We start from the raw sequence: 23,940 nt of genomic DNA, 5'->3' as shown, positions 1-23,940 counted from the left end.
TAATAGTAGACCCCATCCATGGGCGCCCTAACAATAGTAGCCAAGTACATGATAGTCGCACAGATAGAGGTAAACGGCGGCGTAGACAAATCAGACATAATAGGAGCCCTCTTCTCACAGACAGAGGGACTACTGGGAAAAGACATGGACCTCAGAGAGCTACAGATGATGGGCAGAATAGGGAGAATTGAGGTGGACATATTCGAAAAAAACGGAAAAACAAAAGCAAAGATACACATACCAAGCAACCTCGATAGATACGAAACGGCGCTCGTCGCCGCGTTGATAGAAAGCATCGAGAGAGTAGGGCCCTACCCCGCCACCATCAAGGTAATAGAAATAAAAGACCTAAGAGAGGAAAAAAGAAAGAAAATCATTGAAAAAGCAAAAGAGCTGGTAAAACTAATAGAAGAGGAGATACTACCCGACACCAAGGAAATCATCGAAAAGCTGAAAGAAGACGTGGCAAAAGCCGAGATAGTCGAATACGGCCCCGAACGTCTGCCCGCCGGCCCCGACATAGACAAGTCAGACTCCATAATAATAGTCGAGGGCAGAGCCGACGTCGTCAACCTAGTAAAACATGGCTACAGAAACGTCATAGCCCTCGAAGGCATCAGCAGAGGCGTGCCCCAGACAATAATAGATCTCAGCAAGAAGAAAAACGTCACGGTATTCATCGACGGAGACAAAGGCGGAGAGCTAGTCCTCAAAGAGCTACTCAAAGTCGCCCACGTAGACTACATAGCCAGGGCACCACCAGGCAAAGAAGTAGAACAACTCACAGCGAAGGAGATCACCAAAGCCCTAAGAAATAAGGTAACGCTGGAGGAGTGGCTGGCCCAGCAGAAAGCCGCCGGCGAGAAAGCCGAAGCGCCGGCCCCGCAGCCGCCCCCCACACAGGCGGCGAAGGAGGAGGCGCCGGCTCCGCAGTTCCCCTTCGACGTAAATAAAAAAATTGAAGAGATGCTGGGGACGCTCGAGGCCGAGCTCTACGACGCCAGCTGGACCCCCATAAAACGGCTCCCAGTTAGGGAGCTCCCCGACTACCTCGCGACGTCGGCGGACTCCATACACGCCATAATACTCGACGGCATTACGACACAACGAATCGTAGACCTAGCCGCGAAAAAGGGAGTCAAGCTAATAGTCACAGCCCGCACAGGTCCGCTGACCAAGGTGCCTGAGGAGATGAAAATCGTCACATTTGATCAAATAATTACTTCATCTACGCGGTCGACGCCGTGAAAGTGTCTAGAATAAATGTCTTGAAAGCTCAGGTATGATTTTTCCAATTGGCTTTTACCGGCATATGCCCAGGGCGGCGCATACGGGTTCCAAGTTCATTAGCTTCTGCAGGGCGCCGCCTGTGAGTTTTATCTGCTTTGGTTTTCCTCTCTCCTTGGTTACCGACCACTCCTCTATTCCAAGGACTTCCAGCACGGCGGCTGTCCTCGCGTAGTCTGCCTCGCGCCCACCCTCCGCGTTGTCGTGTATGTTGACGTAGCCGTAGACCCTGCCGCCGCTCTCTTTGTAGAACTTTGCCTCTTTCTCCACTGCTACTTCGCTGTTTCCTTCAACCACCTTTGCTCTTATCCTGACAACTAGGTGCTCCTTCTTCTCGCCCTTCTCTCTCCAAGCCTCTACCTCTTCGACGCGCACCCTCACCTTTTTACCCTCTACCTCCACCTCTTTCTCAATGGGCGGCTTTACGGAGCCCCATATCTCGCCTTCGCGGAAGTACTGCTCTAGGCGTTCACGCACTTCCACGCCCTTCCTCTCTGCCTCCTTCAAAAGCGTCTCCTTCAGCCACTGCGCCCTCTCGTCGCCGCGGCTTGCCAGCCAGCCGATGTACTTAAGGCCGTCGGCTGTGATGTAGACATGGCCCGGTCTGCCGCCCTCCGGCTCCCTCGCCGTGAAGTGGACAAAGCACCACTCTCCTTCACAGCTATCCCGCATGCCCAGCTCCCGTAGGAAGTTTACCGCCTTGTTGAAGGACTGGGGATCGCTGGGTCTATATTGCACTACCACTGTGCCGTCTTTTGTCAGCTTTACGGAGAACCTAATTTCGCCCCACTCTGGCATGCCCCTTTCGAACTTCCCGGCGAGGTATCTGTATGCATCCTCTTCGAGGGCCTCGGCCTCTCTGCACTGCTTGAGGAACTCCACCACCGCCTTTCTAACCTCCTCGTGGACAGAGTCGGCGGCGAGGGCGTTTGTCGAGACGTCTATATACCACACGTCGCGACTACACTCCTTCTTCACCTCCGCCCTCACGCCAACGGCCCTAAGGAGGGCAATCCTCCGCTCAGCCTCGGCGCGGTCGGTGGTTATGAACCGCAACTTCACAGCACTACCTTTAACAAGGCGTATCTGGTACTCAGCCGCCGCGCCGTCTGCCTCAACTACAAGCCTAGCCCTCGGCCTCTTTCCTACGGTAAATCCCTCCACCCGCGCCTTTACTTTCTCCGCCCTGGCCATCTCAGTAAGCTTCGCCACCTTTGAATAAATTTGTTCGTCGCTCTTCACCACCTCAAGCATACGCTCGAGAGCCAATAGATAGGGTAGAGCCTCCCGGGCGAATTTCTTCGCCTCTCCGCCGTACAGCTTTATGTGGACGACGCCTCTCTCTTTGTACATCTCTGGCTCATATCCAATTCTCTTAAACAGCGAGTAGTAGAGATCCACCTTGTCCTCCGCCGGCACTTCATCCTCCTCCCCGCCGCCGACGTACAGCCTAACCTCCTTAGCGGTCACGGTCCCATCTCCCAGCACGTCGTGTAGGAGCATCCCCACGGCGCGTCTCTTCGCAACCTCGCGCTTTTCGGCATCTTGTTCGCCTTGCATCAGCTCTCTGAGGACGTTCACCAGTGTGTGGAACACCCGGTGCCCCTTGAGGCCAGGGGCCTTTGCAAGCCACTCGCCGAGCCACTTCTCCAGCTTCTCTCTAGACGCCGCGCGCCGGGCCGCGTCGCTGAGTGCTCCAAACGTCCTGGCGCGGGGTCTTCAAGGCATCGGCGCCGCGGCCTCTAGAGGCTTTTGTGGAGCGGCTTTCTGCAATTGCGCCTAGGGGTTCTGCGTTTAGAGTGGCGTACGACATCTGTGGTGGTAGCGGTTCATGTATAGAGACGATACGCGGCGCGGTGAAGTGGGCCGTGGAGAGGGGCCTTGTGGAGGGTGTGGTGAAGCTGGCAGGCGGCTGGCTGGTGCCAGCCAGCTGGCTCCCCTCTCTAAAAGCCGCCGTTTTGATGTACAAAGCCGTGGTGGAGGGAGAGGGGAAGCTGGGAGTCAAGAAGGGGAGGGGTGCGAGAAAGAGGGGATAATCGCCGTGTCGCTACACCCCCGTCGCCTCTACGTTACACGAGCTAAAAGTAACACGTGCTGTACACAGCTACATAGTTGAGTGGCTTATCAAGAGGCTTGAAGAAGTATAAAGCTATAGAAAGTCGAGCAGTGATTTTTCAACTCTACCGCTTTTCAAATCGGCCTCCTTGACGCCGATTACCTCGGCTATCCTAAGCGCCGCGGGTATGACCTGCCTCTCGATGTAGTAATCCACGTCGATTTTCTTCACATCGTCGACGAGGATGTACGGCACAGCCCTCTCCGAGATCTTCTCTCCGCCTTTCACAACGACGTAGCCCACAGTCGTGCCCTTCCCAACCTTGTAGCCCCTCCTCTTTAAGAGCAACGCCGCGTGGAGATGCGGGGTGTAGGCCTTGTACTCATCAAGCTCCTTATCCAGCGTCTTCCATATAACCAGGTCATCTAGGTCGAATCTGTAGTTCTTCAACGCGTCGACCACCTCCCTGACGTATTGAGTCACCCTACGCCTGGCCTCAGCCGCGTCCCGGGACTTGAGTATCAGCTCGATAACTCTAAGCTGGACCTCCTTGGCCAGCTCGCTCCAGTCGCCCCTGACCACTTCGAATCCAACTATGTCGATCCTCCCATCTCTCAACAGCCCGGCGTACCTCTTCTTCGCCTCTGTGAAGAGGACTGTAGAGTAGTCTTTATCCACCTTGATGTCGATGCCGTACTTCTCTTCTACGTACTTGACGAGTTTCTCGACGTCGCCGCCCCTCTTGACGAATAGGCTGTCTGTGTCGCCGTACACCACCACAACCCCTAACCTCTTCGCATAGTCGATCACGTCCCTTAGGATAGACCTGGCGAAGGCTGTGACGGACTCCGCCACCTCCCTCTTGTACCACCTAGCGCCCACCCAACCCATGTATCCATACATGGCGTTGGCCATGACCTTCAACGCCTTCTGCCTCTCGTCCAGAACTCTGTACTCCGGAGAGTCTGGGCTGTACCTCTTCATCTCCTCCCTAGCCAGCCTCCTAAGCTCCACCAATTGCCTAAGCACCTGCGGCACGAAGCCGGGGGGCTCCCTCCTAAACCTGTGCCCCACTTCCGGCGCTATGTAGACGCCGCTCGGCGGCTCCGGCTCCCCCGGCTCTAGATAGGTGTCGGGGGAGAGGTTGTACCTCATCATCACGTTGGGGTACATTGAGGAGAAGTCGAGCACCAATACGTCGTTGTAGAGGCCTGGCTTCGGCTCTAGCACAATGGCCCCCTTATACGGCTCGTACTCCCTCTCCTCTCTATTCGGCGCCACCTCGCCCATCTTATACGCATAGCGGAGGAGCATCCACTCCACACGGTTCCCCACGCTCGCCGCCGCCACCTGGTCTAGAGGCAGGCCCGACACGGAGGAGAGCTGAATCAAGAACGGGAGCAACCTCTCCGCCAAGCCGTAGGTAGACTTGACGTCGTCTACAACGTATTGACGCAACAGGGGCCTCTTAGATTCGTCCCTCCAATACTCGTAAATCTTGTGCCCCGGGATCAGCACCCGCTCATCCCTCCGCATCACGCCAAAGTACTCCGCCACCCTGTCCAAGGTCTTTAGCTTAATCTCGGGAAACTCCTCCACTATGTTAAACAGATCTACGTTAGCCCTCCCGACAACAGACCAGTGGCCGTATACGCTCTGCTGAGGCGCCCCGCCGACTCTGTCAACCCTCAGCGGGACCCCCAGCGCCTTAGCCCTCTCAGACAGATACGGCCAGTCGAATTTATTCGAGTTGTAGCCAACGACGACGTCTGGGTCGAACTCCCTCAAGGCGTCCACGAAAGAGCGGAGGACGCCCCTATCGTCGCGCCCAGACGCCTCGAAAACCTCCACACGCCCATCGCTGGTTTGCACAGCCAACATCACGACGGGGTCCCTCAACGGGTCCGGCGTCCCCCGCTCGTTGTACACCTCCACGTCAAACGCCAGCACCCGCAGAGGCGGCGGGAAGCCCCCCACCACGCCTCTCCACTCAGCCACTCTATAGACCGGCAGGCGGCCCAGCCTCTCCCCAGCATCCTCCACATCAGCCACATTCCAGCTACAGGGCACCACACCCATATCCACCAGATACCTCATGTAGAAGCGGATATCCGCCTCGTACACCCCCGACACCCCCGGCAGAGAGGCCGCCGCCTCCCTCAACCTACGCACATCCTCCGGTACCCTGGCCACCACCTTGACAAACCTCCTAGGCCTGCCGAGGAAGAGCCTCTCCACCACCTCGACCCCCTCCACTGGGGCGACCCTCCCAAGCTGGGATTTGACAACGGCGAGGTCACAGGAGGGGCAGTCCACGTAGAAGTAGGGCCTGAACCCCCTATCCACCAGCACGACCCTCCCTCCCCCCTCAGCCACGCCGAAGATCCTCACCTCCGGGACGCCGCCTACGACCGTATAGGTGGCGTCCAGAGGCCAGAACTTAATCTCCATAATACTTAAAACGCCTATAAATTAATTACCCAGTGGAGTCAATGGAAAATTTAAAGAGGTGTCTAGAGCAGATGCCGAGGAGGCCGGGGACTGCGCACAGCCACATAATTGAGTGGCTCATCAAGAGGCTTGAAGAGCTATGAGGCTATACGCCGCTCTGGCGGTGTTCACCGCCGTCTACGCCGTCGCCACGACGTTCGGCGCTACGGCGGACGCGCAGGCATTGGTCTGGAACGGCGTCGTGGGGGCCCTCCTGTCGCTAGCCCTCGCCGTCTCGCTAGTCCCACTAGCGGGGCCCGCGCTTTACGAGACGGCGCTCAGCGTACTGACAAGCGCGGCGAGGCCCCCGATAGAGCTCGGGCCTCTGGCCCACTTCCTACGGGCGGCGTCGTGGGGGATAAACATCGCCTTCACCGCCGCCTTGATACTCTACGTCGCGAAGATCAGAAGGCCGGTTGCGAGGAGGGTAATAAGAGCTCTGCTGTTCTAGCTCCCTGCGTACATCGCGGCGTGTTTCTCCAGCGAAAAGTTTATAAATAATCATGTGATTGATCACGTGATTCTGGCAAGTGCAGTACAGGGCATTGGGAGGGTGTTGAGGGCGCTTAGGAGGAGCAGAGTCAAGAGAGATGTGCTGAACTACCTATGCTCCATCTACCCAGAGTCGGCGTACCCCGCGTTGATCGCAGACGCAGTGGGGGCGAGCTATGAAAACGTCGTGGGGGCGCTGAGAGGGCTTGGGGAGAGGTACAGGAGGGAGGACTCGTTGCTGGGGCTGGGGCTCGTCGAGGAGGTGAACATGGGCAGGGCGAAGTTCTACCGCGTTAGAGACGGCGCGGTGGAGATCTGCAGATCGCTGGCCGGCCATGGGGGGTAGAGACTCCATTGAGAAAAAGGTGGTGAGGCACCTCTTTCTAAAACATCACGACTTAGACACGTCGATACGCAACCTCTCCCGCCAGCTGGGGGAGCCCTACAGCACAATCCGCGACGTGGTCCATAGGCTGGAGGCGGAGGGGGTAGTGGAGGTGCTGAGGCTGGAGCGGGAGTATATTGTAAGGCTGAAGGACGTCTCCAAGGCGCTGGAGAGGGGGTATCTCGACGAGGAGTTCGTGGCTGAGAACTTCGGCTATATAACGCCCGTAATGGCCCGGAAAAACGGCGTCTATCTAAGCGACGAGCTCTACGTCACCCTCCCCTTTAAGATCAAGAGGCACGAGGCCCACGCCAAGCTCGCAGAGCTCGACCTAAGGGCTAGGGAATTCATGGACCCCTACCTTGCCAAGCTGGGCGAGTGGCCGAGGCTCAGCCTCCTCTTCTACCGCATAGCCCTGGCGCCTGAAGACGACTTAAGAAGGCGGTGGATAAGTGAAAGAGGGCTGGAGAGCCTCGGCTACTACGAGCCGGCCTACGGCTTCTTTGCGTTCCTGCTCTACGCCCTGAGGAAGGCCGCGGGGCTGAGCTGGGAGGAGGCGTACTGCAGGGCCGCCCAGCTGATAAGAGAATATGTAGAAGAGACGAGGAGGGGGGACAGCGTCGTGGAGAGACTTGTAGACAGGGTGATAGAGGGTATGGAGAAGGCGTGCCGGCTCCATAAAAGCGGCGGCGCGGCCGGCGGCTTGTAGCTACAATATCAACTACATCAGCACCTGCAAAGCGGCGTATTTAAGCCAAGAAGCGGTAGAGGCGTATGAACGCCGCATCCCCGGCGGCTACCAGAGGCGGGGGTGTAAAGAGCTACTGGCACTACGCCCTTGGCTTCGCTAAGAGGTACTGGGTAGACGAGGCGGTGATCTTCTCGCTGTGGGGCGCCATGATTATACTCGGCGTCGCCCAGGCTCTGCTCATAAAGCAGATTGTCGACGAAGTTGTCTACGGGGCGGGGGACGCGGGGACGCTAGTTTTCCAGATCTCCGCCGTCGTCGGCATCGCCTTTCTCATACCCATTCTTAATTTCCTATCGGAGTACAGAGCCGCGGTGTGGGCGCAGAGAGCCATCATAGACATTTCGCACCGCATCGTCCACTCGGTGGTCTTATCCCCCGCCCACAACAGGGGGGAGGCGCTGTCGCGGATAAGCGGCGACGTTTTAAACGTCGTGTTGTACCTAGCCCTGCCGCTGGACGTGGCCCTACAGGCGGCGAGGTTCATAGCCGTGGTGGCCGCGTCGCTGTACATATCGCCGGAGATTACCCTCTTCGTAGCGCCTTTAATAGCTGTGTACTTCCTAGTGGCGAAGAAGCTGGGTCCGCCCATACTGGAGTGGGGGAGGAGGGAGAGGGAGCTCTACAGCCAGTGGTTTAGACGGGTAAAGGAGGTCGTGGACGGGGCCCACAGCCTCTACAGAGCCGGGGTAAGAGCCCTCCTCAAGATCCTACTGGAGGCCTCGGAGAAGTGGCTTGCGGGGTATAGAAAGTACGAGCTGTATTCAAAATCCCTCGGCTTCGGGGCCAACGCCATTACATTCGGCGTGCCCAACCTAGCCTTCGGCCTTGGACTTCTTCTGTCCCTCCAGGGGGTTGCCACCGTAGGCACGGCCGTGGCAATGAGGACGCTTCTAGCAGAGGCGTTTGAGCCGCTTGCCCAAATTATGATGAAATCGGGCTCGTACTACCAGCTTAAGAGGTCGTTTGAGAGGGTGGCCCCCTACCTCGACGCCGTCGTATCTAAAGAGCCGGCGCGCGGGGAGGCGCCGGTAGTAAAGGTGGAGAAAGTTACGCTGAGCTACGATGGCAACGTGGTGTTGCGCGGCGTACATCTTGTCTTTGTGCCAGGGGATTTTGTCTGGGTGCGCGGCCCCACCGGAGGCGGCAAGTCCACTCTTGGGAAGGCACTGGCCGGTTTGGTGAAGCCCCTGGAGGGCGAGATAGAGGCGCCGAGGGCGATCTACGTCGGCAACGACGACTACGTCTTCGACGCCTCTGTGTGGGATAACATCACGCTTTGGGAGGAGTTCCCGGAGGAGGAGGTGAGGAGAGCCGCCGAGCTCGCCCAGATAGACTTCCCACTAGACAAAAAATGCGGCGAAGGAGGCTCCGAGCTCTCCGAAGGCCAGAGACAAAGGGTGTTGATAGCCAGAGCCCTACTGAGGAGGCCGCGCGTCCTTGTGCTGGACGAGGTTACCTCCGGCCTGAACCAGGAGGTTGAGGAGAGGGTGCTGGACGCCTTGAGGAGGGTTGTCCCAATAGCCGTGGTGATTTCCCATAGACAAACCCCGGCGAGGTACGCCACGAAAATTGTAGAGGTGTCTGGCGGCGCTGCGAGGCTGGTGGAGGCCCGGCCCCTCCTTAGTAGTACTTCTTGAAGCCTAGCTGCGGCGCTACTTCGCGGAAGCACCTTCTGCAGAGGTATAGGCCGTATTTGCGTATAACGGCTTCCCGCGTGCCGCATCTGAGGCATCTTATCTTGCTCTTGCCGAACGGCCTCTCTTTTGGTGGTTTTATGGAGGGCACGGTGCGAAAAAGGGGTTTGTATTTAAAATTTTACGACTGGAGAAACAGCTCGAAGTTTTTCTGCATTATCTCATCAAGCCTCCCGGTCTGCATCAGGTTTTCAATAACCTGGTCAACAGCCAGCTTCAGGTCCTGGGCGCATTTTGGCATGGCCACGGATATGTATCCTGCGGATCCGGGGAGCTCAAAGGCGATTTTGAGATCTGGGAACTTCCTCACAAGCGCGGTGGCGATGGAGCGGTCTAGTATAATAGCGTCGACGTCGCCCCTCCTCAGCACCTCCACCATGTAGGGATACACCTTGTCGTATCTCCTAACGGAGGCCTTGCCAGGCTTCTCCAGGTTGGCGGCGGCCCACTCCTCGTGGGTCGTCCCTATCTGCACCCCCACGGTCTTGCCGTAGAGATCCTCCACCTTGTTAATATCATTGCGGGTGGCCTTGGTCACCACCACGATAGACTCGAGGTAGTAGGGCATCGAGAACTCCAGCACCTTCTCCCTCTCGGTGGTCCAGGTAATGGCGCTGATGGCGAGGTCGACGTCTCCGTTTCTCACAGCTTCTAGAAGCCCGGCGAACCTCATGTCGCGGATCTCCAGCTGTACACCAAGCGCATTGGCGATCTCCCTGGCGATATCCACGTCCCAGCCCACGATCTTGTCCCCCATGACCCACTCCCAGGGAGGCCAAGTAGCGTCTGTGCCTACGACAAGCTTACCACGTTTTTTAATAGCCTCCACAGACACGCGGCACGGAGCCGCCGTCTGGGTAACCGTCACCGTCGTGGTTGTGGCCACAGTGGTGGCCTGGGCGGTGGCCTGAGGCGCCGCCGTCTGGGATGGAGCCGCCTTCGGCGCTGTGTACATCCCCGCCAGGTAGCCTATGACTATGCCGAGGACCAACGCCACTACAGATAGCGCTACGCTTCTCATGCCAATACATTTAAACGTCTTTATAACTGTTAGCGATGAAAGTTGTCGTAGTAGGCGGCGGCGTCGTGGGGCTCTTCACCGCCTTCTACCTCGTAAAGGAGGGCGCGGAGGTGGTTATAGTAGAGCAGGACAAGCCGGGGGAGCTGTCCCGCGCCGCCGCCGGAATTCTCGAATTTACACGCTTTGTAATCAACCGGATAAACGTCAAGTCCTACCCCAAGAGGTATCTTACAATGATGCTCCGGGGAGACGCCAGGGTAAAGACCTGGGACTGGGGCTGGATCTCCACATACCTAAAGGTCTGGGGCAGGGAGCCGAGCCAGGAGATGTGGGAGGCCGTAAAGGCGCTGGGCGACTTCTCGCAACGGCAGTACAGAGCGCTCGCCGAGGCGGAGAACGACTTCGACTACGCCGAGGAGCCCCTCTACGAAGTTGGCGTAGACGTCGAGAAGGCGCTGGAGGAGGCCAAGAGAGACCCCCTGTCGCCTAAGGTGGAGGCCGGGGAGTGTTGCGGCAGAGAGGCGCTGGTGTACCTCGACGCCGCCAAGCTCTCCACAGACGCCTTCATCGAGAGGATGCTGAGAGAGTTGCGTGGGGTGCAGATAGTCAACAAAAGGGCCACGGAGGTAGCCGGCAGAGAGGTGTGGCTAGAGGGGGGAGACGTGGTCCAAGGCGACGCCGTAGTCGTGGCGGCGGGCTACTGGGCGAGGAAGTTCGGCATACCCGTAGCCCCCTTCAAAGGCTACGGGTTCAGGACGACGGCCAAGTCTCAAAAGATGTTTATAGAAATGGCTAAGGGCGTCGCGGTGGTGCCCCTCTCAAAGTGGACAAAGGTAACGGGACGCTTCGACCTAGACGGTAGCGGCGACCACAGCCCCGCGCAGAAAGTCCTCGAGAGGGCGAGGGAGGTGCTGGGGGACTTCGACGTGATAGACATGGCGGTGGGCTACAGGCCGTGCACCCCCGACGGCTTCCCGGTAGTGGACAGGATGGGCTCCGTGGTCGTCGTGACCGGGGCCTGCAGACTGGGCTGGACATACGGCCCGGCGCTGGGGAAGCTGGCCGCGGACCTAGCCCTCGGGAGGCGGGGCATAGAGGCGCTGTCCGCCGGCCGCTTCCGCCGCTAGAAGCACACCCTCGCCGTGGGGAGTATGAAGGGCCCGATCTCCCGGTAGAAGCCCCTGGCGTAGGCCACCGCGGTCAGCGCGGCCGCCGCCGCGTCGAGAAGATCTCTATGCCTCAGCCCCAAAACGCGAGAGAGCTCCTCCCTGGACATCCCCATAGCCCTGAGGCTGGTCAGTGGATGCACTTCTATAACCCTTCCGCCGAGCATTTTGCTGAGCCTAATCCCGCGCTCCGTAAGCCCCCGCATCGGCCCCATGAGCGGCGGCAGTAGCCTGTAGCCAAGGCGCCTCAGCTCCCTCTCGACATCCCTCAGCCCCCCGCCCCCCTCAGGCTTGGAAAGCGGCGCGTCTATAGCTACGATCGAGGGGCCCAGCAACGAGGCGACAGACACAATGTCGACGTCCGTCTGCGCCAGTCCGTAGTAAAGCGGCGTGCAGTCTCTAAAGACGGCTATAGCTGTGGGTCTGTTAACCGCCAGGTCGATACCGGCGACGATCACGTAAATAAACAACCAGTTTATAGAGTATATGCCCGTGGCAGTGGTGACGGGGGGCTCCACCGGCATCGGAGCCGCCACAGTCAAGGCCCTGGCTAGGAGGGGCTACGACGTCGCGTTTACCTATCTACGGAGCGAGGCCCAGGCCCGCGCCGTGGCTAAAGAGGCGGAGGGCCACGGAGTCCGCGTCCTCTACCGCAGGGCAGACGCCACGTCGTGGAACGATATGAAGATGTTCGCCGACGAGGTGGGCCGTACCTTCGGGAGGGTAGACGCACTGGTGGCCAACGCCGGGGGCCTGCCGCAACGCAGAACGCTGGAGGAGTCAGATCTGGAGTACTGGAGATCTTTGATAGATCTCAACCTCACCAGCGCCTACATAGCGACGAGGCTCTTCGTGCCATTGATGAAGGGGGGCGCCGTGATCTATGTAAGCTCGGTGGCGGCCTACACGGGGGGCGGCAGAGGCGCCTTTGCCTACGCCGCCGCCAAGGCGGGGCTCCTAGGCCTAACCAGAGCCCTCGCGAAGGAGCTGGGGCCGCGGGGGATTAGAGTCGTCGCTGTGTTGCCCGGCCTTATAGACACGCCGTTTCACGAAAAAGCGCAGACCGGGGATATAGAGACCTGGGCGAGGAACATGGTATATATTAGGAGGGTTGGGAAGCCCGAGGAGGTGGCTGAGGTAATCGCCTTTCTTGTGGGCGACGGGGCCTCCTACATCAACGGGGCCTTTATAGACGTCAACGGCGGGTGGTATGGTTAAATCTGCCACACGGATTCTACGTGGAGCTGAGGTCTAGGGCTGAGATAAGGGGAGTCTTGAAGATAAGAGTCGCCGAGGTGGAGAGGGCAGCGTATTTCACAGAGGTGACGTACGGCGGCGTGTGGAGAAGTAGGCCGGTCATCTCGGCGGAGGTCAGCCTCAGAGAGCTGGGGGAGGTGGTCAGGAGAGGGACTATTTGGCAAAACCAGTGGTTCCAGGACGCGGTGAAGATAGCCCTAGAAGACAAGACTGCGTGGTTCTTCGCCGCGTTTTCAGCATTCGACCGCTTCGTCTACCGCTTCAAGCTAGACCTCGGCATGGAGGTGGAGAAGACGGCGAGGGGCACGGCGCCCCTGGGCTGTGTATACGCAGACGCCGGCCTGCCGGGGTACATGTGGAGGGCCGCCTACGCCGCCTACAGAGGAGGGCTGGAGGAGCTGGAGAAGTGGCTACCAAGGCGATTTAGAAGGAGAGTGAGGTACGTCTATGAGACTTGGAAAAAGCTTGCGGATTGGTTTTAGGCCTTGACGACAAGCTCGTAGTTGGTGTCGACGCTGAGGCCCAGCAACTCGACGCCCCTCTTCCTAAACTCCTCGTACTTTCGGCTAAATGCCACTGGGGGATTTACTTACCGGGAAACGTAGGAGGATAGACAGTTTGTACGTTATTACATTGACAGTTTGTTATACTCCACGATTTGTCAGCTGGAATCCCATTTGGATATATCCACTGCCCAGTTACGCCGTCTATGCCTATCCATGGATAGCTGTAAAGCCATGTAGCGCCCGGACACATGAAATTAGAGTGGACCGCCACTGTCTGCACTGCTCCGTATCTATAATTAGCCGAATAATAAGCCTTACCTGGCGCATCTCTGTAACATACAGTTAGCCCAATATTGTAATTTGTGTCTAACCAGCCAGCTGGTAGTATATCCTTTACGCCTGTCTGCATATCTATAGCAAAGTAGCCAGCGGCGTATACCGATGTTGCCCATTGGTTGCCGAAGTACCACGTAACGCCGTAGTAGTTGTATACGGTGACTACTGCTAGCGGTTGAACTTGTGATTGATCATCTATATTAATTTTATATATGATACCGCGTATATTTATTACTATAGTTGTGTTTTGATCTATAGGTACCTTATATTCACCAGTTACTCTACTTTTTACAACTGTCCTAGACGGCACTCTCCTACCAGTTTCGACATCATACACTTCAAATCTTTCAGTGGGGTTTGTTACGCCCTGTGGAAGCGCCACCGCATACGTTTTACCATTAGCTTCTACAACAGCTACTGTGCGATTTAAAAGATGCTCAACAGCGGTGCCGCGTAGCTTAGACCTATTCAGATACCTAACGTTACTCTCTGACAACGCGGCTCTTAACCTTGAACTGAGAAAATCAGACACTCCCCTCAAGAAATTGTTTATATATTGAGTGGCTTCCTCATAACTATTGAACTCTACCTTCTGCCCGGCCGCCTCCGTGGGGTAGAAGCTTTCAGCGGCCTCTCTACCTGCGTAGGCCATATAGCCAGTAATTGCTAATACAACCACAGCAACTACGGCGATATACACCGTGTATTTATTGACCATGTAACTACACTTTCACACCTATTTTGTATTTTACTTACAGCAAAAAGATAAAACATCGACATAGAGGCTTAGGCGAGAACTAGACATGAAGCGCGTGGGGAGGCCCGAAGAGGTGGCTGTGGTAATTGCTATTTTCGCCAGTAGCACCTACATAGATGTAAACTGGGGTATAGATAAATCTTCCACACAACTAGAGACGTGTGGAGCCACGCTCCAGAGTTGAGATAAGAGGCTCTTTAAAAATACGTGTAGGAGATGAAGAAAAAGGCGCCGAGTTTAAATAAGTGGCATAAGGCGGCGCAGTGAAGATATCTCTCAAGTAGAGAACTGCATGGTTCTTTGCGACGTTCGCCGCTTTTGATTGATTTATCTACCGCTTCAAGCTAGACATGGGGATGTTAGTTGGACAAGTCGGCGGCCGTCTGCAAGCTGTATATATGCTGACGTGGGGTTGCCTTGGCGAATGTGGAAAGCGGCCTATAGAGGGGGAGCTTGAAAAATAAATCCCTGGCAGGTATAGGAGGATGAAATATGTGGTGGAGACTTGGAAAAAGCTTGTTGACTGGTTTTAGGCCTTGACGACTAGCTCGTACTTCTTTGTACAGAACCACCAGTATTTACAGTCGATGTCAGGCTCCTTAAGCCTCTTCTCGGCGGCCTCCGCCGTCGCCGGCGGCGGCACGATGACCGGGTCGCCGGGCTTCCAGTCGGCGGGGGTGGCGTAGCCGTACTTGTAGGAGAACTGAATTGCGTCGATGACTCTCAGTATCTCGTCGATGTTCCTGCCGTTGGTGTAGGGATAGGCGGCGAACCATGCCAGTTTCAAGTCGGGATCTATCAAAGCGACGGTCCTCACAGTGAGGTTTTGGCCCGGCGGCACGGCGTTGAAGATGCTGGCCACCTTCATATCCACGTCGGCGATTATCGGGAACGGCACCTTGACGCCGAAGGCCTGCTCAATCTGCTTCTTCCACTCTATGTGGCTGTAGGTGGTGTCGACGCTGAGGCCCAGCAACTCGACACCCCTCTTCTTAAACTCCTCGTACTTCCTACTAAACGCTACGAACTCCGTGGTGCACACCGGCGTGAAGTCGGCGGGGTGGCTGAAGAGCAACAGCCACTTACCCTTGTAGTCTCTGAAGCACTTCTGGCCGTGGTCGGTGTTGAAGCACAGATCCTCCGGGATCTTCATTCCGAGGTATGGACCCTTTATCTCTGTCATGTCTCTACTGCTGAACATGTATTTTTAAGCGTTTCTACTCCGAAGCAACTTCTAACAACACTAAATCGAAGAAATCGTGCGGACTGCGCTAACCGCTCGTGGAGAGCCGCAGGCATTGTAGCGGCATACAGGAAAGCAAGGTCGGACTAGGACGGCGCCCGGCGTACGCGCCGTCTCGACACGCCCCAGTTGGCGCCTATGAGCCCTGCCCCTCCCGCCTGGCGGTTGCCAGCCCCGCGGCTAGGGGCTTTACCTCCTCTGGGCGTATCCCCCTGGGCATTGTCAATATGATCACCATGGCCATGGCGCCGAACAGTATGTAGCCAAGCCACACCGGGTCGAAGCCCACCACGGCGCCCACTTCGTATTTGTATATATCGAGGAGGCGGTATATCACTATAAATATAAACACGCCCTCCACCACCCCGCGGCTGTTGCCCATGCCTCCCATCACCATTATAAGCCACGGGTAGAAGGTGAAGGTTATCCTCTCGAAACCCCTCGGATGCACGGCCCCCACGTAGAGGGCGTAGAGGAGACCCGCCACAGCCGACACGGCGCCGCCGATAGCCATGGTCCACGCCCTCAGCACCGCGGGGTCCCTCCCCAGCACAGAGACCAGTTCGGGATCTTCCCTATGTATTCTCAAAATCCTGCCAAAGGGCGATCTGTCCAGCCTCAGTAATAGGACGTAGGCGGCGGCCGCCACGGCGGCTGACACCAGCGCGGCCCCGATTGCCCTCGCGGCGCCGCCTCCAAAAAGCCTCTCGTATATCGGCGGCGTCGCCACGCCTAGAGTGCCGCCTACAAGCGGCTCGTAGTTGAGCCCCACGTAGTAAGCCACGTCGCCAAAGGCGAGCAACGTGATCGCCAGGTAGTCAGCCGACAGCCTCCTCGCCGGTAGAGAGGTGAGGGCGCCCAGCGCCGCGCCGACCAAGGCGCTGGCGGCCAGCCCCATGAGTAGGAGGAGGGCGGCTTGGGGTTGTGATAAGCCTCTCGCGAGGGCAGACACAGCGGAGGGGTTATCGGCCACGTAGTCGTAGTTAAGGCCGGCTATCCACAGCGCCGCTCTCCCCACGACGCCGCCGGCGATGTAGGCGCCGAAGGCAACGGTGAGCACCCTGCCGAAGTTGGGGATGCCGGCGATGCCAGCCTCTAGGTTAAGTGAGAGAGTTATGAGGAGATATACAGATATGTCAACCACTGTCGTGAGTAGGTAGCTAGCCGCGTCGCGTCCAGTGGCCCACACAAGCGCGGCGCTGGCCAGATACGCTACGAGTCCGACGTAGGGCCTCATCTCCCCAACAAGCCCCGCGGAGAGATAAGCAACGTCACGGCGATCGCAAGGAGAGGCACCAGCGGCCTGTAGGCAGTGACTTGGTACTGGGGGATTCCAAACAATAGGTAGAGGAGGCTGGCGAACTGAACAGTCCCCAGCACCTCCACAAAACCCATCAATACCCCCCCGGCCAAGGCCCCGTAGATATTGCTAAGACCACCCACTATACTCGCCGCGAAGAAGCTGGCGAGTAGCAACCACCCCACGTCCGGCGTGGCCTCGATGTAGAGCGGCAGAAAGACCCCAGCTATCCCCGCCACGGCGCCCGCTATGGCCCAGGCAATGGCGTACATCCTCTCCACATTTATCCCCAGAGACCTGGCCAGCTCCTCGTTCTCCACGGCGGCCCTCAAAGCCGCCCCCACCTTAGTCTTGAGAAAAAGATGTAGAGCGGCCGAGGTGGCGACCGCGGCTAGCGGCGCCAGGAGGTAGACCCCGGGTTGGCCCCCTATGGAGACGTCATACGGCATCAGGGTAATCCCTCTTGTAAATATGCCGTACGCCCTCCCGGCCCAGTCCGCATAGGCGTTTAAGACGCCTATAAACACAATGTTGTAGGCCATGGTGGCCATCATCATAACCTCCGGCGAGCTCTGCCGCCTGTAGAGAGGCAGGAGGAAGAAGTACAGCCCCAGCGCCGCGGCGGTGGACAGCGCAACGGCGAGGGGCAGTGCGACGTACGGCGCGGTTTTGTAAATCTGCGCCACCGAGAGGGCTGAGACCACGCCGATGTTGATAAAAACGCCGTGGGCAAAGTTGGGCACCTTCGTGGTCAGATAGGCGAGCGTCAAGCCGATTGAGGCCAGCACTAGAATAGAGGCGTACACCACGGCGTCCGCCACCTCCCTAGGCCAGAAACGCCAAGACACGGCTACCCACGCGGCGAATACGCCCCCCACTAGGTAGATTATCTTCATAAAGCCGAGACTAAACCAGCTTTTAAAAAGCTTAAAAATACAGCAAAACATCCAAGCATGAATAAGACGGTGATGGGAATAATCATAGCTGTTGTTGTAGTGGCAGTGGCGGCGCTTCTCTACTACGCCAGCGCCCCGCCTCAACAAACCACAACACCCAGACAGACACCCCCAGCCACCACCTCCACAGCGACGACGCCCCCCGCCGCAACCACTACACAGACAACGGCAACCACATCGCCGACAGCGACGTCCACCACGTCAGCCGCGCCTAGCTACAAGTGGACACTTATCGGGATGTACATAGCGGCCGACGACAAGGTGGTGAAGGGACAGCCCCCCGCGCAACAGCCCCCCTCCGGCTACCTCACCCCAGTCATAGTCGACGTCAAGCCCACCGAGGCGCCGAACGTCGTCGAGATCGGGGTGCTGCAGCCTCTCAGCGGGCGCCTCGCCTCCCTAGGCGAGTTGGCCGCCGCCGCGGCTAGGCTGGCGGAGCAAGACGTAAACGCGTATCTGACCAAGATAAACGCCACTTTTAGAGTTAGGGTAGTGGTGGCGGACACGGCGGCCGACCCCACAAAGGCCCTTGACCAGATGAAGGCTCTCCACAGCAGAGGCGTGAAGTTCTACGTGGTGAGGACCTCCGGCGAGGTTAGGACCATGAAGCCCTACGCCGACGAGAATAAGCTGGTCACAATATCCATATCCTCCACGGCGCCGGCGCTGGCGATACCTAACGACTACATATTCAGACTCCCGCCAGACGACAACAAACAGGTGAGGGCCATATCTAAGATTCTACAGGACGCGGGGGTGAAGGCCGTCGTGGTGATATGGCGCAACGACGACTGGGGCAACGGCCTCGTTAAGGGCCTGGAGTCCCTAGTCCAGTCCAGAGGCTTCGAGGTGGTCCGCGCCGCGACTTACGACCCCCAGAAAGGCGAGTTCTCCACTGAGGTAAGCGTCTTGGCCCAGAGGGTTAGAGACGCCGTGTCTAAATACGGCGCAGATAAGGTAGCCGTCGCCGCCTTTGGATTCGCCGAGTTGCAGACCATATTCATCACCGCCGCCAAATACCCCGAGCTGAGGCAAGTCAAATGGTACGGCGCAGACGGCTCCACCGGACTCAAAGAGTTGCTAGTCCCCGACGCCGCCGAGTTCGCCGCGGTGGTCGGCGGGTTTGTCAGCCCCAAGTTCGCCCCGGCCCGCAGCCCCTACTACGACAGAGTCCGCAACTACATACTCCAGAACTACAACAGAGAGCCAGACTCCTATGCATACAACGCCTACGACGCCATCTGGCTAATCACATACTCCATACTACAAGCCGGCACCACAGACACCCAGAAGATACAGCAGATATTCCCCGAAGTCGCCGGCAGGTACTTCGGCGCCTCGGGATACACCAAGCTAAACGAGGCGGGGGACAGAGACAGCGCCGATTATGAAATCTGGGCCATTACTAAGAGCTGAGCAGGTAGTCAAGCGCTTCGGTGGGGTCAAGGCCCTCGACGGGGCCACCGTCGAGGTAAAACCAGGTTTTTTCACCCTCCTAGCCGGGCCAAACGGCTCTGGGAAGACGACACTCATAAACGTAATCACCGGCGTAATCCCCCCAGACGGGGGGAGGATATACTACGGCGGGAGGGATATAACAAAGGTGCCGCCCCACGAGCGGAGGAGGCTCGGCATATTCAGAACCTTCCAGACCCCCCGCATTGCGCATAGGCTCACAGTCCTAGACAACGTGGTGGTGGGCCACCTCCAGCAGGAGAGGCCGACCCTCGGCGGGTGGCAGAGGGGGGAGAGGGAACTCGCCGAGAGGGCCCTCCAGTTGCTGAAACTAGTGGGGCTAGACCACATGTGGGACAGGCCCGCGGGGGAGCTCAGCGGCGGCCAGATGAAGCTACTTGAGCTGGCCCGGGCGGTGATGTCAGGGGCGGAGGTCCTCCTACTAGACGAACCGGCGGCGGGGCTAAACCCGAGCCTCGCCCTAGACCTCTTCAAGAGGCTCAGAGATCTGGCCAAGAGCGGCGTGGCGCTCCTAGTCGTGGAGCACCGGCTCGACCTAGCCATAGACTACGCTGACTACGCCTACTTCATGCACGAAGGTAAAGTAGTGCTCGAGGGGCCGCCCCAGCAAGTCTTCACAAACCCCCTAGTAGCCCAGATATACCTAGGGGAATGATCGCCGCGAAATCCCTCAACGCGGGCTACGGAAAGTTGCAGATACTCTACGAGGTGGATCTCGAAGCTAGGCCCGGCGAGATAACCGCAGTCGTGGGGCCAAACGGAAGCGGTAAATCCACCCTCCTCAAAGCCATCGCAGGTATCGCAAAGATCTTCGGAGGCCGCGTCTACATAGGAGACAGAGACGCCACCAAGATGCCCGCACATGAACGGGCCAGGCTCGGCCTAGCCTACCTACAGCAGACAAAAAACGTCTTCCAAAACCTCACAGTACTAGAAAACCTCAGAATGGCCGCCTACACCCTAGACGCCGAGAGGTTCAGAGACAAGCTGGAGGAGGTGCTGGAGATAGTCCCTATAAAACCCTACCTAAACAGACCAGCCCGCGAACTCAGCGGAGGCTGGAGGCAGATGGTGGCTGTGGCAATGGCCTTGATGAGAGACGCCAGATACTTCCTATTCGACGAACCCACCGCCCAGCTATCCCCCAAATTCGCCGCAGACATCCTAACCCTCATCCAGAAACTCAGAGACATGGGCCACACCATAATACTCGCAGAGCAAAACGCCAAAAAGGCACTCGAAATCTCCGACAAAGCCTACCTACTGGTATCAGGACGCGTAAACTACGCAGGACCCGCCGGCGATCTACTAAACAACAAAGAGCTAGGCAGACTCTACCTAGGCCTAGTCAAGCCGTGACTAGATATCTATCGGCGACTCTTGGACTCGCAATATACCTATACCTAGCCCTGGCCGTAGCCACCGGCGAGCGGGGTCTTCTCTCAGCTTCACTAGCGGCCCTAGCCGCGCTCGGCTACAGCATCTACATACGCAAAACACACAACTACAGAGTAAGGGAAGTGCTGTGCAAGCTATCCAATCAGCGATACATTTCCCTTACGCTACTGATCATGATACTGGCTTTCGCAACCGCTGTATACAGCTCCATAAATAACTACGCTCAGATATTCCACATAGTTAACACTATCAATTACATACTTGGATACGCACTTCTCACCTTCATGATTAGCTTCTTTATGTGTATCATATCAGAACACGAAGAAGAGACACAGCGCCAAAAACAACAAACCTCCACCAAGCGGCCATCAGACACTCGTGAGGATAATTAACGCAACGAGAAGTGAAGAGTGTGGCGCCCCGGCCGGGATTTGAACCCGGGTCACGGGCTCGACAGGCCCGCATCCTAGACCAGACTAGACTACCGGTTGGAGCGGCCGGCACGCCGCGGCTCCCCATGTTTCAGGCGGGGCTGTGTTGCCCAATTTGGTTGTTTATAAGTTTTTTGTGTCTGTAAATAATACTAGCTGACGCGCCTGTGATCCTCGCGGGACTCCATCATTGCAACAACATAGCGGCTTTTCTCATTGACTAGAGCAATAAACCCCACCATAAGATGGTCGTCACTCTTAGCCGGTCTTATGCCCGCTCTTCAAGATTTCAAGTATGCCGAGGTGCTTCTTCTTTATCTCGTCTTCACTACCGCCTAGCTTTGTGGAGTATAGGTGAAGCGTGGCGTTGGAAAAGATCTCCCTTGCCCCCTCTAGATCCCACTTTAGTTCAAACCACTTACCTGTCTTACCAACTTTAGCATATATGGCCACCGGCGCCTTGTTGATAGCTTGGAGAATCCCAAGTACTAGCGCCGTCTTGTGAATGTGGCTCATCCTTAGCGCATCCCCCTCCTCTGTGGACGACTCACCTATGGCCAATCTCACGTCATTCCCAATTGTCCCATCTCCTACTATCGTAGCGGTTATAAAGTCTGCAACAGCCCTATTATTTCCCTCCTTAGCCCATAGATACGCCATTATCCACGGTAAAAATAATCTACTCACTAAGCGATGTCCAAATATCTTATCCTCTAGAGCGCCACCTTCTTCTATGTATCTTTTCAATGAAGTGTACATGTCGGCGGCTACCTCACTAGGCTCCACTTTTCTCAACTCGTCAGCCCCTCTTCCACTGGCTTTCTCTCGTAATAACTTCATACCATTCCTAACAAGCTCCTTAACCTCCTCTGTGCCACCCTCCCTAAGCCACCTCAACACACGGCTATACTCAGAAACTATTTCAGAGGATAGCTTTACCTTGACTACCATCTGTGGTCTCTCGCCCTTATCCGTGTGTATGAACCCCCCTATGTAGAAGTGTTTAAAGCCAGCTAATTTCACGAAAAGCTCGACCAACCCCAGTTGCGTCGTAGTTACTCTCAGAGATTTACTGTCTTTGTCAAAGGAAAAATCTGTTGCAATAAAGCCCATAAGCGCTGGCAAGTTGTATATTCTCTCTATCTTTTCAATTTCTTCATTAAGAATTTCCTTTAGTTTAATACGTATAATCTTATTTGTCTTTTCAAGAACTTCTTGTTCTACTCTTGCGACGGCCTCTTCTAGCCTTCTTTGAAGATCTTCAACAGCCAAGCCAGGCGCCAGCTTAACACCTAGCTTAACTTTTTCAATATAGCTTTGTCCATAGCTGGCGTATCTGCTATAAGCTGTGTAGGGCGCCACTCTTAATAAGTGTACGAGCTCACCCTTATAAAAGGCACCCGCCACAGCCTTCGCGTAGGCTCCACCCCTCATTAGCGTATGAATAACAGCCATGCCCTTCTCAGCCACAGTAACACCACCATATTGAGAAAGCTCATCTCTATTAGCGTTAGCCAAAGTCTTAGCTCTCTCCTCATCAAGCTCTAATTGTTTAATCGCCTCGTCGATAAACTGCCGTATATTTGACGGACTGCCCTCCAGTTTCTTCCTCAGCCTCTCAAGACCTCTTCTCACGTCGTCAAGCTCGAGTCTTAGCCACCTCTCCACCTCTCTCCACCCCTCTCGCAGATACACCTCAACCGCCCCCTTAAGAGCATGGGCGACTAGCATAGCCGCGATGTGTTTAGAGCCCAGTGCTGTGTCTTCATCAAGCTTTACACCTTTTAAATCGCCTGTCCTTACGGCTTCATACAGCCTCTTAACCTGTCCTAGTAGCGGCTCTCCCCGCCTCAGCCACTCCTCCACCACCTCCCTCCTCACCCTCACCGGCCTCGCCGGAGCCACCCTAGCTTTTGCGATATCTGTGGCTAGTGGCGCCATTTAGCCTACAAACTCCGCATAAGTCTTGTCCAATGTGGCGTCCATAAATGCCGACTTGGTAAACCCCAGCTGTAGACAGAGAAACGGCAAAATTGAGATATTGCTAGCGCTCTGTGGCCCAGCCACAGCTACTGATTCCATGGCCATGCACATGTATCCACTGAGAGAAAATTTCCAGAAACCTCCGCCTAACAACATCGATTCATGCAGAGCATCGGCTTTGGTTACTATATACATTTTCCAATCATGCAGATTATCTAAGTCGCCATGTTTCTGGAGGGAAGATTTTCTCGTACAAGCCATAGCGGAGATGTCTGATCCATGGCTTACATCTACATCCACACAGTATACACCTCTTAAAAACCAGCTACTGCGCGAAAACTCAACTAGCGACGTCAATACCTCCTGTAGAGTTGGGTGAAGTGTTGTATGTCGTGAAAATCGCCGTGACTTTGGTGAGGAGGTTTCGTAGAGAGACCTCCACAAGTCATTTGGAGGGGGGTTTCTATGCTGAAGGCGGCCCAGTGACTTGGCCTACTCAAGTGGACTAGGGTGGAGAGGGGAGGCGAGACTAAGGAGGTAGACCACCTCGCCAGGCGGACGGCTAATGTGTTCGACATCGAAAAATAGACGTCCCATTGACTCAGAGAATATGTAATGCCAATATATGGACTGAAGCTAATAAACATGAGCCGTGATAGGCCGTGATAGGTCAAGTCCATCTGGCTTAGTTGGAGCTGTAGAGAACGACCAAATATTAGCGCATACGTCGGAAAAATACAGAAGTGTCAACTGCCAGCCTCATCCTGGGATACGCCCCGCCTCAGCCACGGCCGCGGCCAGCCCCTCGACGTCGGGGCTCTCGGCGCTGTCTAGGAGGTAGCTGACGGCTAGCGACACCCTGCGCCCCAGCCTGGCCTCCAGCTTGACTCTGAACTGGATGAGTCGGCGCTTCGTGTCGCCCCTCACCTTGATAGACTCCACATTTTCCACCTTC

Annotated in this window: 26 protein-coding genes, 1 tRNA gene and 1 pseudogene; 14 read left to right on the top strand and 14 right to left on the bottom strand. The window is 56.6% G+C overall.

Features of this window, described 5'->3' with window-relative positions:
* Positions 1-18 precede the first annotated feature (18 nt).
* Complete coding sequence (gene dnaG, locus P186_RS01715) at positions 19-1,248, top strand: DNA primase DnaG (RefSeq protein ID WP_014287657.1); 1,230 nt, start codon at positions 19-21, stop codon at positions 1,246-1,248.
* A gap of 54 nt (positions 1,249-1,302) precedes the next feature.
* Here the strand turns inward: dnaG and P186_RS01710 are convergent, their stop codons facing one another.
* The gene (locus tag P186_RS01710; protein WP_237179442.1) at positions 1,303-2,868 is read right to left on the bottom strand and encodes a PaRep2b protein; all 1,566 of its coding nucleotides are present in this window, start codon (positions 2,866-2,868) and stop codon (positions 1,303-1,305) included.
* Between the two features lie 110 nt (positions 2,869-2,978).
* Between P186_RS01710 and P186_RS01705 the strand changes: the two genes are divergently transcribed.
* Positions 2,979-3,323: a hypothetical protein gene (locus P186_RS01705; protein ID WP_014287655.1), complete on the top strand. Its 345-nt coding sequence runs from the start codon at positions 2,979-2,981 to the stop codon at positions 3,321-3,323.
* Between the two features lie 113 nt (positions 3,324-3,436).
* Here P186_RS01705 and P186_RS01700 read toward each other — a convergent pair whose 3' ends face one another.
* Positions 3,437-5,794 (bottom strand): DNA-directed DNA polymerase, encoded by a 2,358-nt coding sequence (locus P186_RS01700; RefSeq protein ID WP_014287654.1) that lies wholly within the window; start codon positions 5,792-5,794, stop codon positions 3,437-3,439.
* A gap of 139 nt (positions 5,795-5,933) precedes the next feature.
* Between P186_RS01700 and P186_RS01695 the strand changes: the two genes are divergently transcribed.
* The 4 genes from P186_RS01695 to P186_RS01680 all read left to right on the top strand — a co-directional run bounded on the left by P186_RS01695 (position 5,934) and on the right by P186_RS01680 (position 9,098).
* Complete coding sequence (locus P186_RS01695) at positions 5,934-6,284, top strand: hypothetical protein (RefSeq protein WP_014287653.1); 351 nt, start codon at positions 5,934-5,936, stop codon at positions 6,282-6,284.
* Between the two features lie 66 nt (positions 6,285-6,350).
* Positions 6,351-6,671 (top strand): archaellum operon transcriptional activator EarA family protein, encoded by a 321-nt coding sequence (locus P186_RS01690; protein WP_014287652.1) that lies wholly within the window; start codon positions 6,351-6,353, stop codon positions 6,669-6,671.
* Positions 6,661-7,419: a hypothetical protein gene (locus P186_RS01685; RefSeq protein ID WP_014287651.1), complete on the top strand. Its 759-nt coding sequence runs from the start codon at positions 6,661-6,663 to the stop codon at positions 7,417-7,419. Before P186_RS01690 ends, P186_RS01685 begins: the two co-directional genes overlap by 11 nt.
* Before the next feature lie 65 nt (positions 7,420-7,484).
* Positions 7,485-9,098: an ATP-binding cassette domain-containing protein gene (locus P186_RS01680; RefSeq protein WP_014287650.1), complete on the top strand. Its 1,614-nt coding sequence runs from the start codon at positions 7,485-7,487 to the stop codon at positions 9,096-9,098.
* Here the strand turns inward: P186_RS01680 and P186_RS01675 are convergent.
* Positions 9,082-9,246, bottom strand: coding sequence for a 30S ribosomal protein S14 (locus P186_RS01675; protein WP_014287649.1), 165 nt, complete (start codon positions 9,244-9,246; stop codon positions 9,082-9,084). The genes P186_RS01680 and P186_RS01675 overlap by 17 nt on opposite strands.
* A gap of 30 nt (positions 9,247-9,276) precedes the next feature.
* Positions 9,277-10,176: an ABC transporter substrate-binding protein gene (locus tag P186_RS01670; protein ID WP_014287648.1), complete on the bottom strand. Its 900-nt coding sequence runs from the start codon at positions 10,174-10,176 to the stop codon at positions 9,277-9,279.
* 35 nt (positions 10,177-10,211) lie between these two features.
* On the opposite strand from P186_RS01670, the gene dpdh reads away from it, so the two are divergent.
* Positions 10,212-11,303 carry a D-proline dehydrogenase gene (gene dpdh / locus P186_RS01665; protein ID WP_014287647.1) on the top strand — a complete coding sequence of 364 codons (1,092 nt, stop codon included), beginning with the start codon at positions 10,212-10,214 and terminating at the stop codon, positions 11,301-11,303.
* Here dpdh and P186_RS01660 read toward each other — a convergent pair.
* Positions 11,300-11,800: a DUF429 domain-containing protein gene (locus P186_RS01660; protein WP_014287646.1), complete on the bottom strand. Its 501-nt coding sequence runs from the start codon at positions 11,798-11,800 to the stop codon at positions 11,300-11,302. The two genes, dpdh and P186_RS01660, sit on opposite strands and share 4 nt — an antisense overlap.
* Before the next feature lie 28 nt (positions 11,801-11,828).
* Here P186_RS01660 and P186_RS01655 point away from each other — a divergent pair, with 28 nt between their 5' ends.
* Positions 11,829-12,560, top strand: coding sequence for an SDR family NAD(P)-dependent oxidoreductase (locus P186_RS01655; RefSeq protein WP_014287645.1), 732 nt, complete (start codon positions 11,829-11,831; stop codon positions 12,558-12,560).
* Positions 12,561-12,580: 20 nt separating this feature from the next.
* Positions 12,581-13,081: a hypothetical protein gene (locus P186_RS01650; protein WP_148682605.1), complete on the top strand. Its 501-nt coding sequence runs from the start codon at positions 12,581-12,583 to the stop codon at positions 13,079-13,081.
* A 17-nt stretch (positions 13,082-13,098) separates the two neighbouring features.
* Here P186_RS01650 and P186_RS01645 read toward each other — a convergent pair.
* Both P186_RS01645 and P186_RS01640 read right to left on the bottom strand, forming a co-directional pair.
* Positions 13,099-13,176, bottom strand: a pseudogene (locus P186_RS01645) (peroxiredoxin); the annotation flags it as partial.
* Positions 13,177-13,184: 8 nt separating this feature from the next.
* The gene (locus P186_RS01640) at positions 13,185-14,159 is read right to left on the bottom strand and encodes a hypothetical protein (protein WP_014287643.1); all 975 of its coding nucleotides are present in this window, start codon (positions 14,157-14,159) and stop codon (positions 13,185-13,187) included.
* Between the two features lie 85 nt (positions 14,160-14,244).
* Between P186_RS01640 and P186_RS13740 the strand changes: the two genes are divergently transcribed.
* On the top strand, positions 14,245-14,382 hold the full coding sequence (locus P186_RS13740) for a hypothetical protein (RefSeq protein WP_014287642.1): 138 nt from the start codon (positions 14,245-14,247) through the stop codon (positions 14,380-14,382).
* Positions 14,383-14,727: 345 nt separating this feature from the next.
* On the opposite strand, the gene P186_RS01635 is transcribed toward P186_RS13740, so the two are convergent.
* The 3 genes from P186_RS01635 to P186_RS01625 all read right to left on the bottom strand — a co-directional run bounded on the left by P186_RS01635 (position 14,728) and on the right by P186_RS01625 (position 17,637).
* Complete coding sequence (locus P186_RS01635) at positions 14,728-15,381, bottom strand: peroxiredoxin (protein WP_148682604.1); 654 nt, start codon at positions 15,379-15,381, stop codon at positions 14,728-14,730.
* A 196-nt stretch (positions 15,382-15,577) separates the two neighbouring features.
* Positions 15,578-16,678 carry a branched-chain amino acid ABC transporter permease gene (locus P186_RS01630; RefSeq protein ID WP_014287639.1) on the bottom strand — a complete coding sequence of 367 codons (1,101 nt, stop codon included), beginning with the start codon at positions 16,676-16,678 and terminating at the stop codon, positions 15,578-15,580.
* On the bottom strand, positions 16,675-17,637 hold the full coding sequence (locus tag P186_RS01625) for a branched-chain amino acid ABC transporter permease (RefSeq protein WP_148682603.1): 963 nt from the start codon (positions 17,635-17,637) through the stop codon (positions 16,675-16,677). The genes P186_RS01630 and P186_RS01625 overlap by 4 nt, the downstream gene beginning before the upstream one ends.
* Before the next feature lie 57 nt (positions 17,638-17,694).
* Between P186_RS01625 and P186_RS01620 the strand changes: the two genes are divergently transcribed.
* The 4 genes from P186_RS01620 to P186_RS01605 are packed head-to-tail and all read left to right on the top strand — an operon-like array spanning position 17,695 to position 20,963.
* On the top strand, positions 17,695-19,113 hold the full coding sequence (locus tag P186_RS01620) for an ABC transporter substrate-binding protein (RefSeq protein WP_014287637.1): 1,419 nt from the start codon (positions 17,695-17,697) through the stop codon (positions 19,111-19,113).
* The gene (locus P186_RS01615; RefSeq protein ID WP_014287636.1) at positions 19,085-19,828 is read left to right on the top strand and encodes an ABC transporter ATP-binding protein; all 744 of its coding nucleotides are present in this window, start codon (positions 19,085-19,087) and stop codon (positions 19,826-19,828) included. Before P186_RS01620 ends, P186_RS01615 begins: the two co-directional genes overlap by 29 nt.
* Complete coding sequence (locus P186_RS01610; protein WP_014287635.1) at positions 19,825-20,532, top strand: branched-chain amino acid ABC transporter ATP-binding protein; 708 nt, start codon at positions 19,825-19,827, stop codon at positions 20,530-20,532. The genes P186_RS01615 and P186_RS01610 overlap by 4 nt, the downstream gene beginning before the upstream one ends.
* The gene (locus P186_RS01605; protein ID WP_014287634.1) at positions 20,529-20,963 is read left to right on the top strand and encodes a hypothetical protein; all 435 of its coding nucleotides are present in this window, start codon (positions 20,529-20,531) and stop codon (positions 20,961-20,963) included. The genes P186_RS01610 and P186_RS01605 overlap by 4 nt, the downstream gene beginning before the upstream one ends.
* A gap of 21 nt (positions 20,964-20,984) precedes the next feature.
* On the opposite strand, the gene P186_RS01600 is transcribed toward P186_RS01605, so the two are convergent.
* The 4 genes from P186_RS01600 to P186_RS01585 all read right to left on the bottom strand — a co-directional run bounded on the left by P186_RS01600 (position 20,985) and on the right by P186_RS01585 (position 23,927).
* Positions 20,985-21,083 (bottom strand) — tRNA-Asp (locus P186_RS01600).
* Between the two features lie 177 nt (positions 21,084-21,260).
* Positions 21,261-22,889, bottom strand: coding sequence for a hypothetical protein (locus P186_RS01595; protein WP_158307120.1), 1,629 nt, complete (start codon positions 22,887-22,889; stop codon positions 21,261-21,263).
* Between the two features lie 54 nt (positions 22,890-22,943).
* Positions 22,944-23,285, bottom strand: coding sequence for a hypothetical protein (locus P186_RS01590; RefSeq protein WP_148682601.1), 342 nt, complete (start codon positions 23,283-23,285; stop codon positions 22,944-22,946).
* Positions 23,286-23,744: 459 nt separating this feature from the next.
* On the bottom strand, positions 23,745-23,927 hold the full coding sequence (locus P186_RS01585) for a hypothetical protein (protein ID WP_237179440.1): 183 nt from the start codon (positions 23,925-23,927) through the stop codon (positions 23,745-23,747).
* Between the last annotated feature and the right edge of the window lie 13 nt (positions 23,928-23,940).

The sequence above is a fragment of the Pyrobaculum ferrireducens genome, from assembly GCF_000234805.1.
Lineage (GTDB): Archaea > Thermoproteota > Thermoprotei > Thermoproteales > Thermoproteaceae > Pyrobaculum > Pyrobaculum ferrireducens.
Note: the sequence above shows the minus strand (reverse complement) of the source record. Positions and strands in the feature narration are given on the sequence as shown.

Excerpts from the sequence above, each read along its gene's own strand:
- P186_RS01670 (WP_014287648.1), bottom strand. The coding sequence starts at position 10,176 with ATGAGAAGCGTAGCGCTATCTGTAGTGGCGTTGGTCCTCGGCATAGTC.
- P186_RS01615 (WP_014287636.1), top strand. The coding sequence starts at position 19,085 with ATGAAATCTGGGCCATTACTAAGAGCTGAGCAGGTAGTCAAGCGCTTC.
- P186_RS01685 (WP_014287651.1), top strand. The coding sequence starts at position 6,661 with ATGGGGGGTAGAGACTCCATTGAGAAAAAGGTGGTGAGGCACCTCTTT.
- P186_RS01630 (WP_014287639.1), bottom strand. The coding sequence starts at position 16,678 with ATGAGGCCCTACGTCGGACTCGTAGCGTATCTGGCCAGCGCCGCGCTT.
- P186_RS13740 (WP_014287642.1), top strand. The coding sequence starts at position 14,245 with ATGAAGCGCGTGGGGAGGCCCGAAGAGGTGGCTGTGGTAATTGCTATT.
- P186_RS01635 (WP_148682604.1), bottom strand. The coding sequence starts at position 15,381 with ATGACAGAGATAAAGGGTCCATACCTCGGAATGAAGATCCCGGAGGAT.
- P186_RS01640 (WP_014287643.1), bottom strand. The coding sequence starts at position 14,159 with ATGGTCAATAAATACACGGTGTATATCGCCGTAGTTGCTGTGGTTGTA.
- dpdh (WP_014287647.1), top strand. The coding sequence starts at position 10,212 with ATGAAAGTTGTCGTAGTAGGCGGCGGCGTCGTGGGGCTCTTCACCGCC.
- P186_RS01700 (WP_014287654.1), bottom strand. The coding sequence starts at position 5,794 with ATGGAGATTAAGTTCTGGCCTCTGGACGCCACCTATACGGTCGTAGGC.
- P186_RS01620 (WP_014287637.1), top strand. The coding sequence starts at position 17,695 with ATGAATAAGACGGTGATGGGAATAATCATAGCTGTTGTTGTAGTGGCA.
- P186_RS01695 (WP_014287653.1), top strand. The coding sequence starts at position 5,934 with ATGAGGCTATACGCCGCTCTGGCGGTGTTCACCGCCGTCTACGCCGTC.
- dnaG (WP_014287657.1), top strand. The coding sequence starts at position 19 with ATGGGCGCCCTAACAATAGTAGCCAAGTACATGATAGTCGCACAGATA.
- P186_RS01610 (WP_014287635.1), top strand. The coding sequence starts at position 19,825 with ATGATCGCCGCGAAATCCCTCAACGCGGGCTACGGAAAGTTGCAGATA.
- P186_RS01655 (WP_014287645.1), top strand. The coding sequence starts at position 11,829 with ATGCCCGTGGCAGTGGTGACGGGGGGCTCCACCGGCATCGGAGCCGCC.
- P186_RS01625 (WP_148682603.1), bottom strand. The coding sequence starts at position 17,637 with ATGAAGATAATCTACCTAGTGGGGGGCGTATTCGCCGCGTGGGTAGCC.
- P186_RS01680 (WP_014287650.1), top strand. The coding sequence starts at position 7,485 with ATGAACGCCGCATCCCCGGCGGCTACCAGAGGCGGGGGTGTAAAGAGC.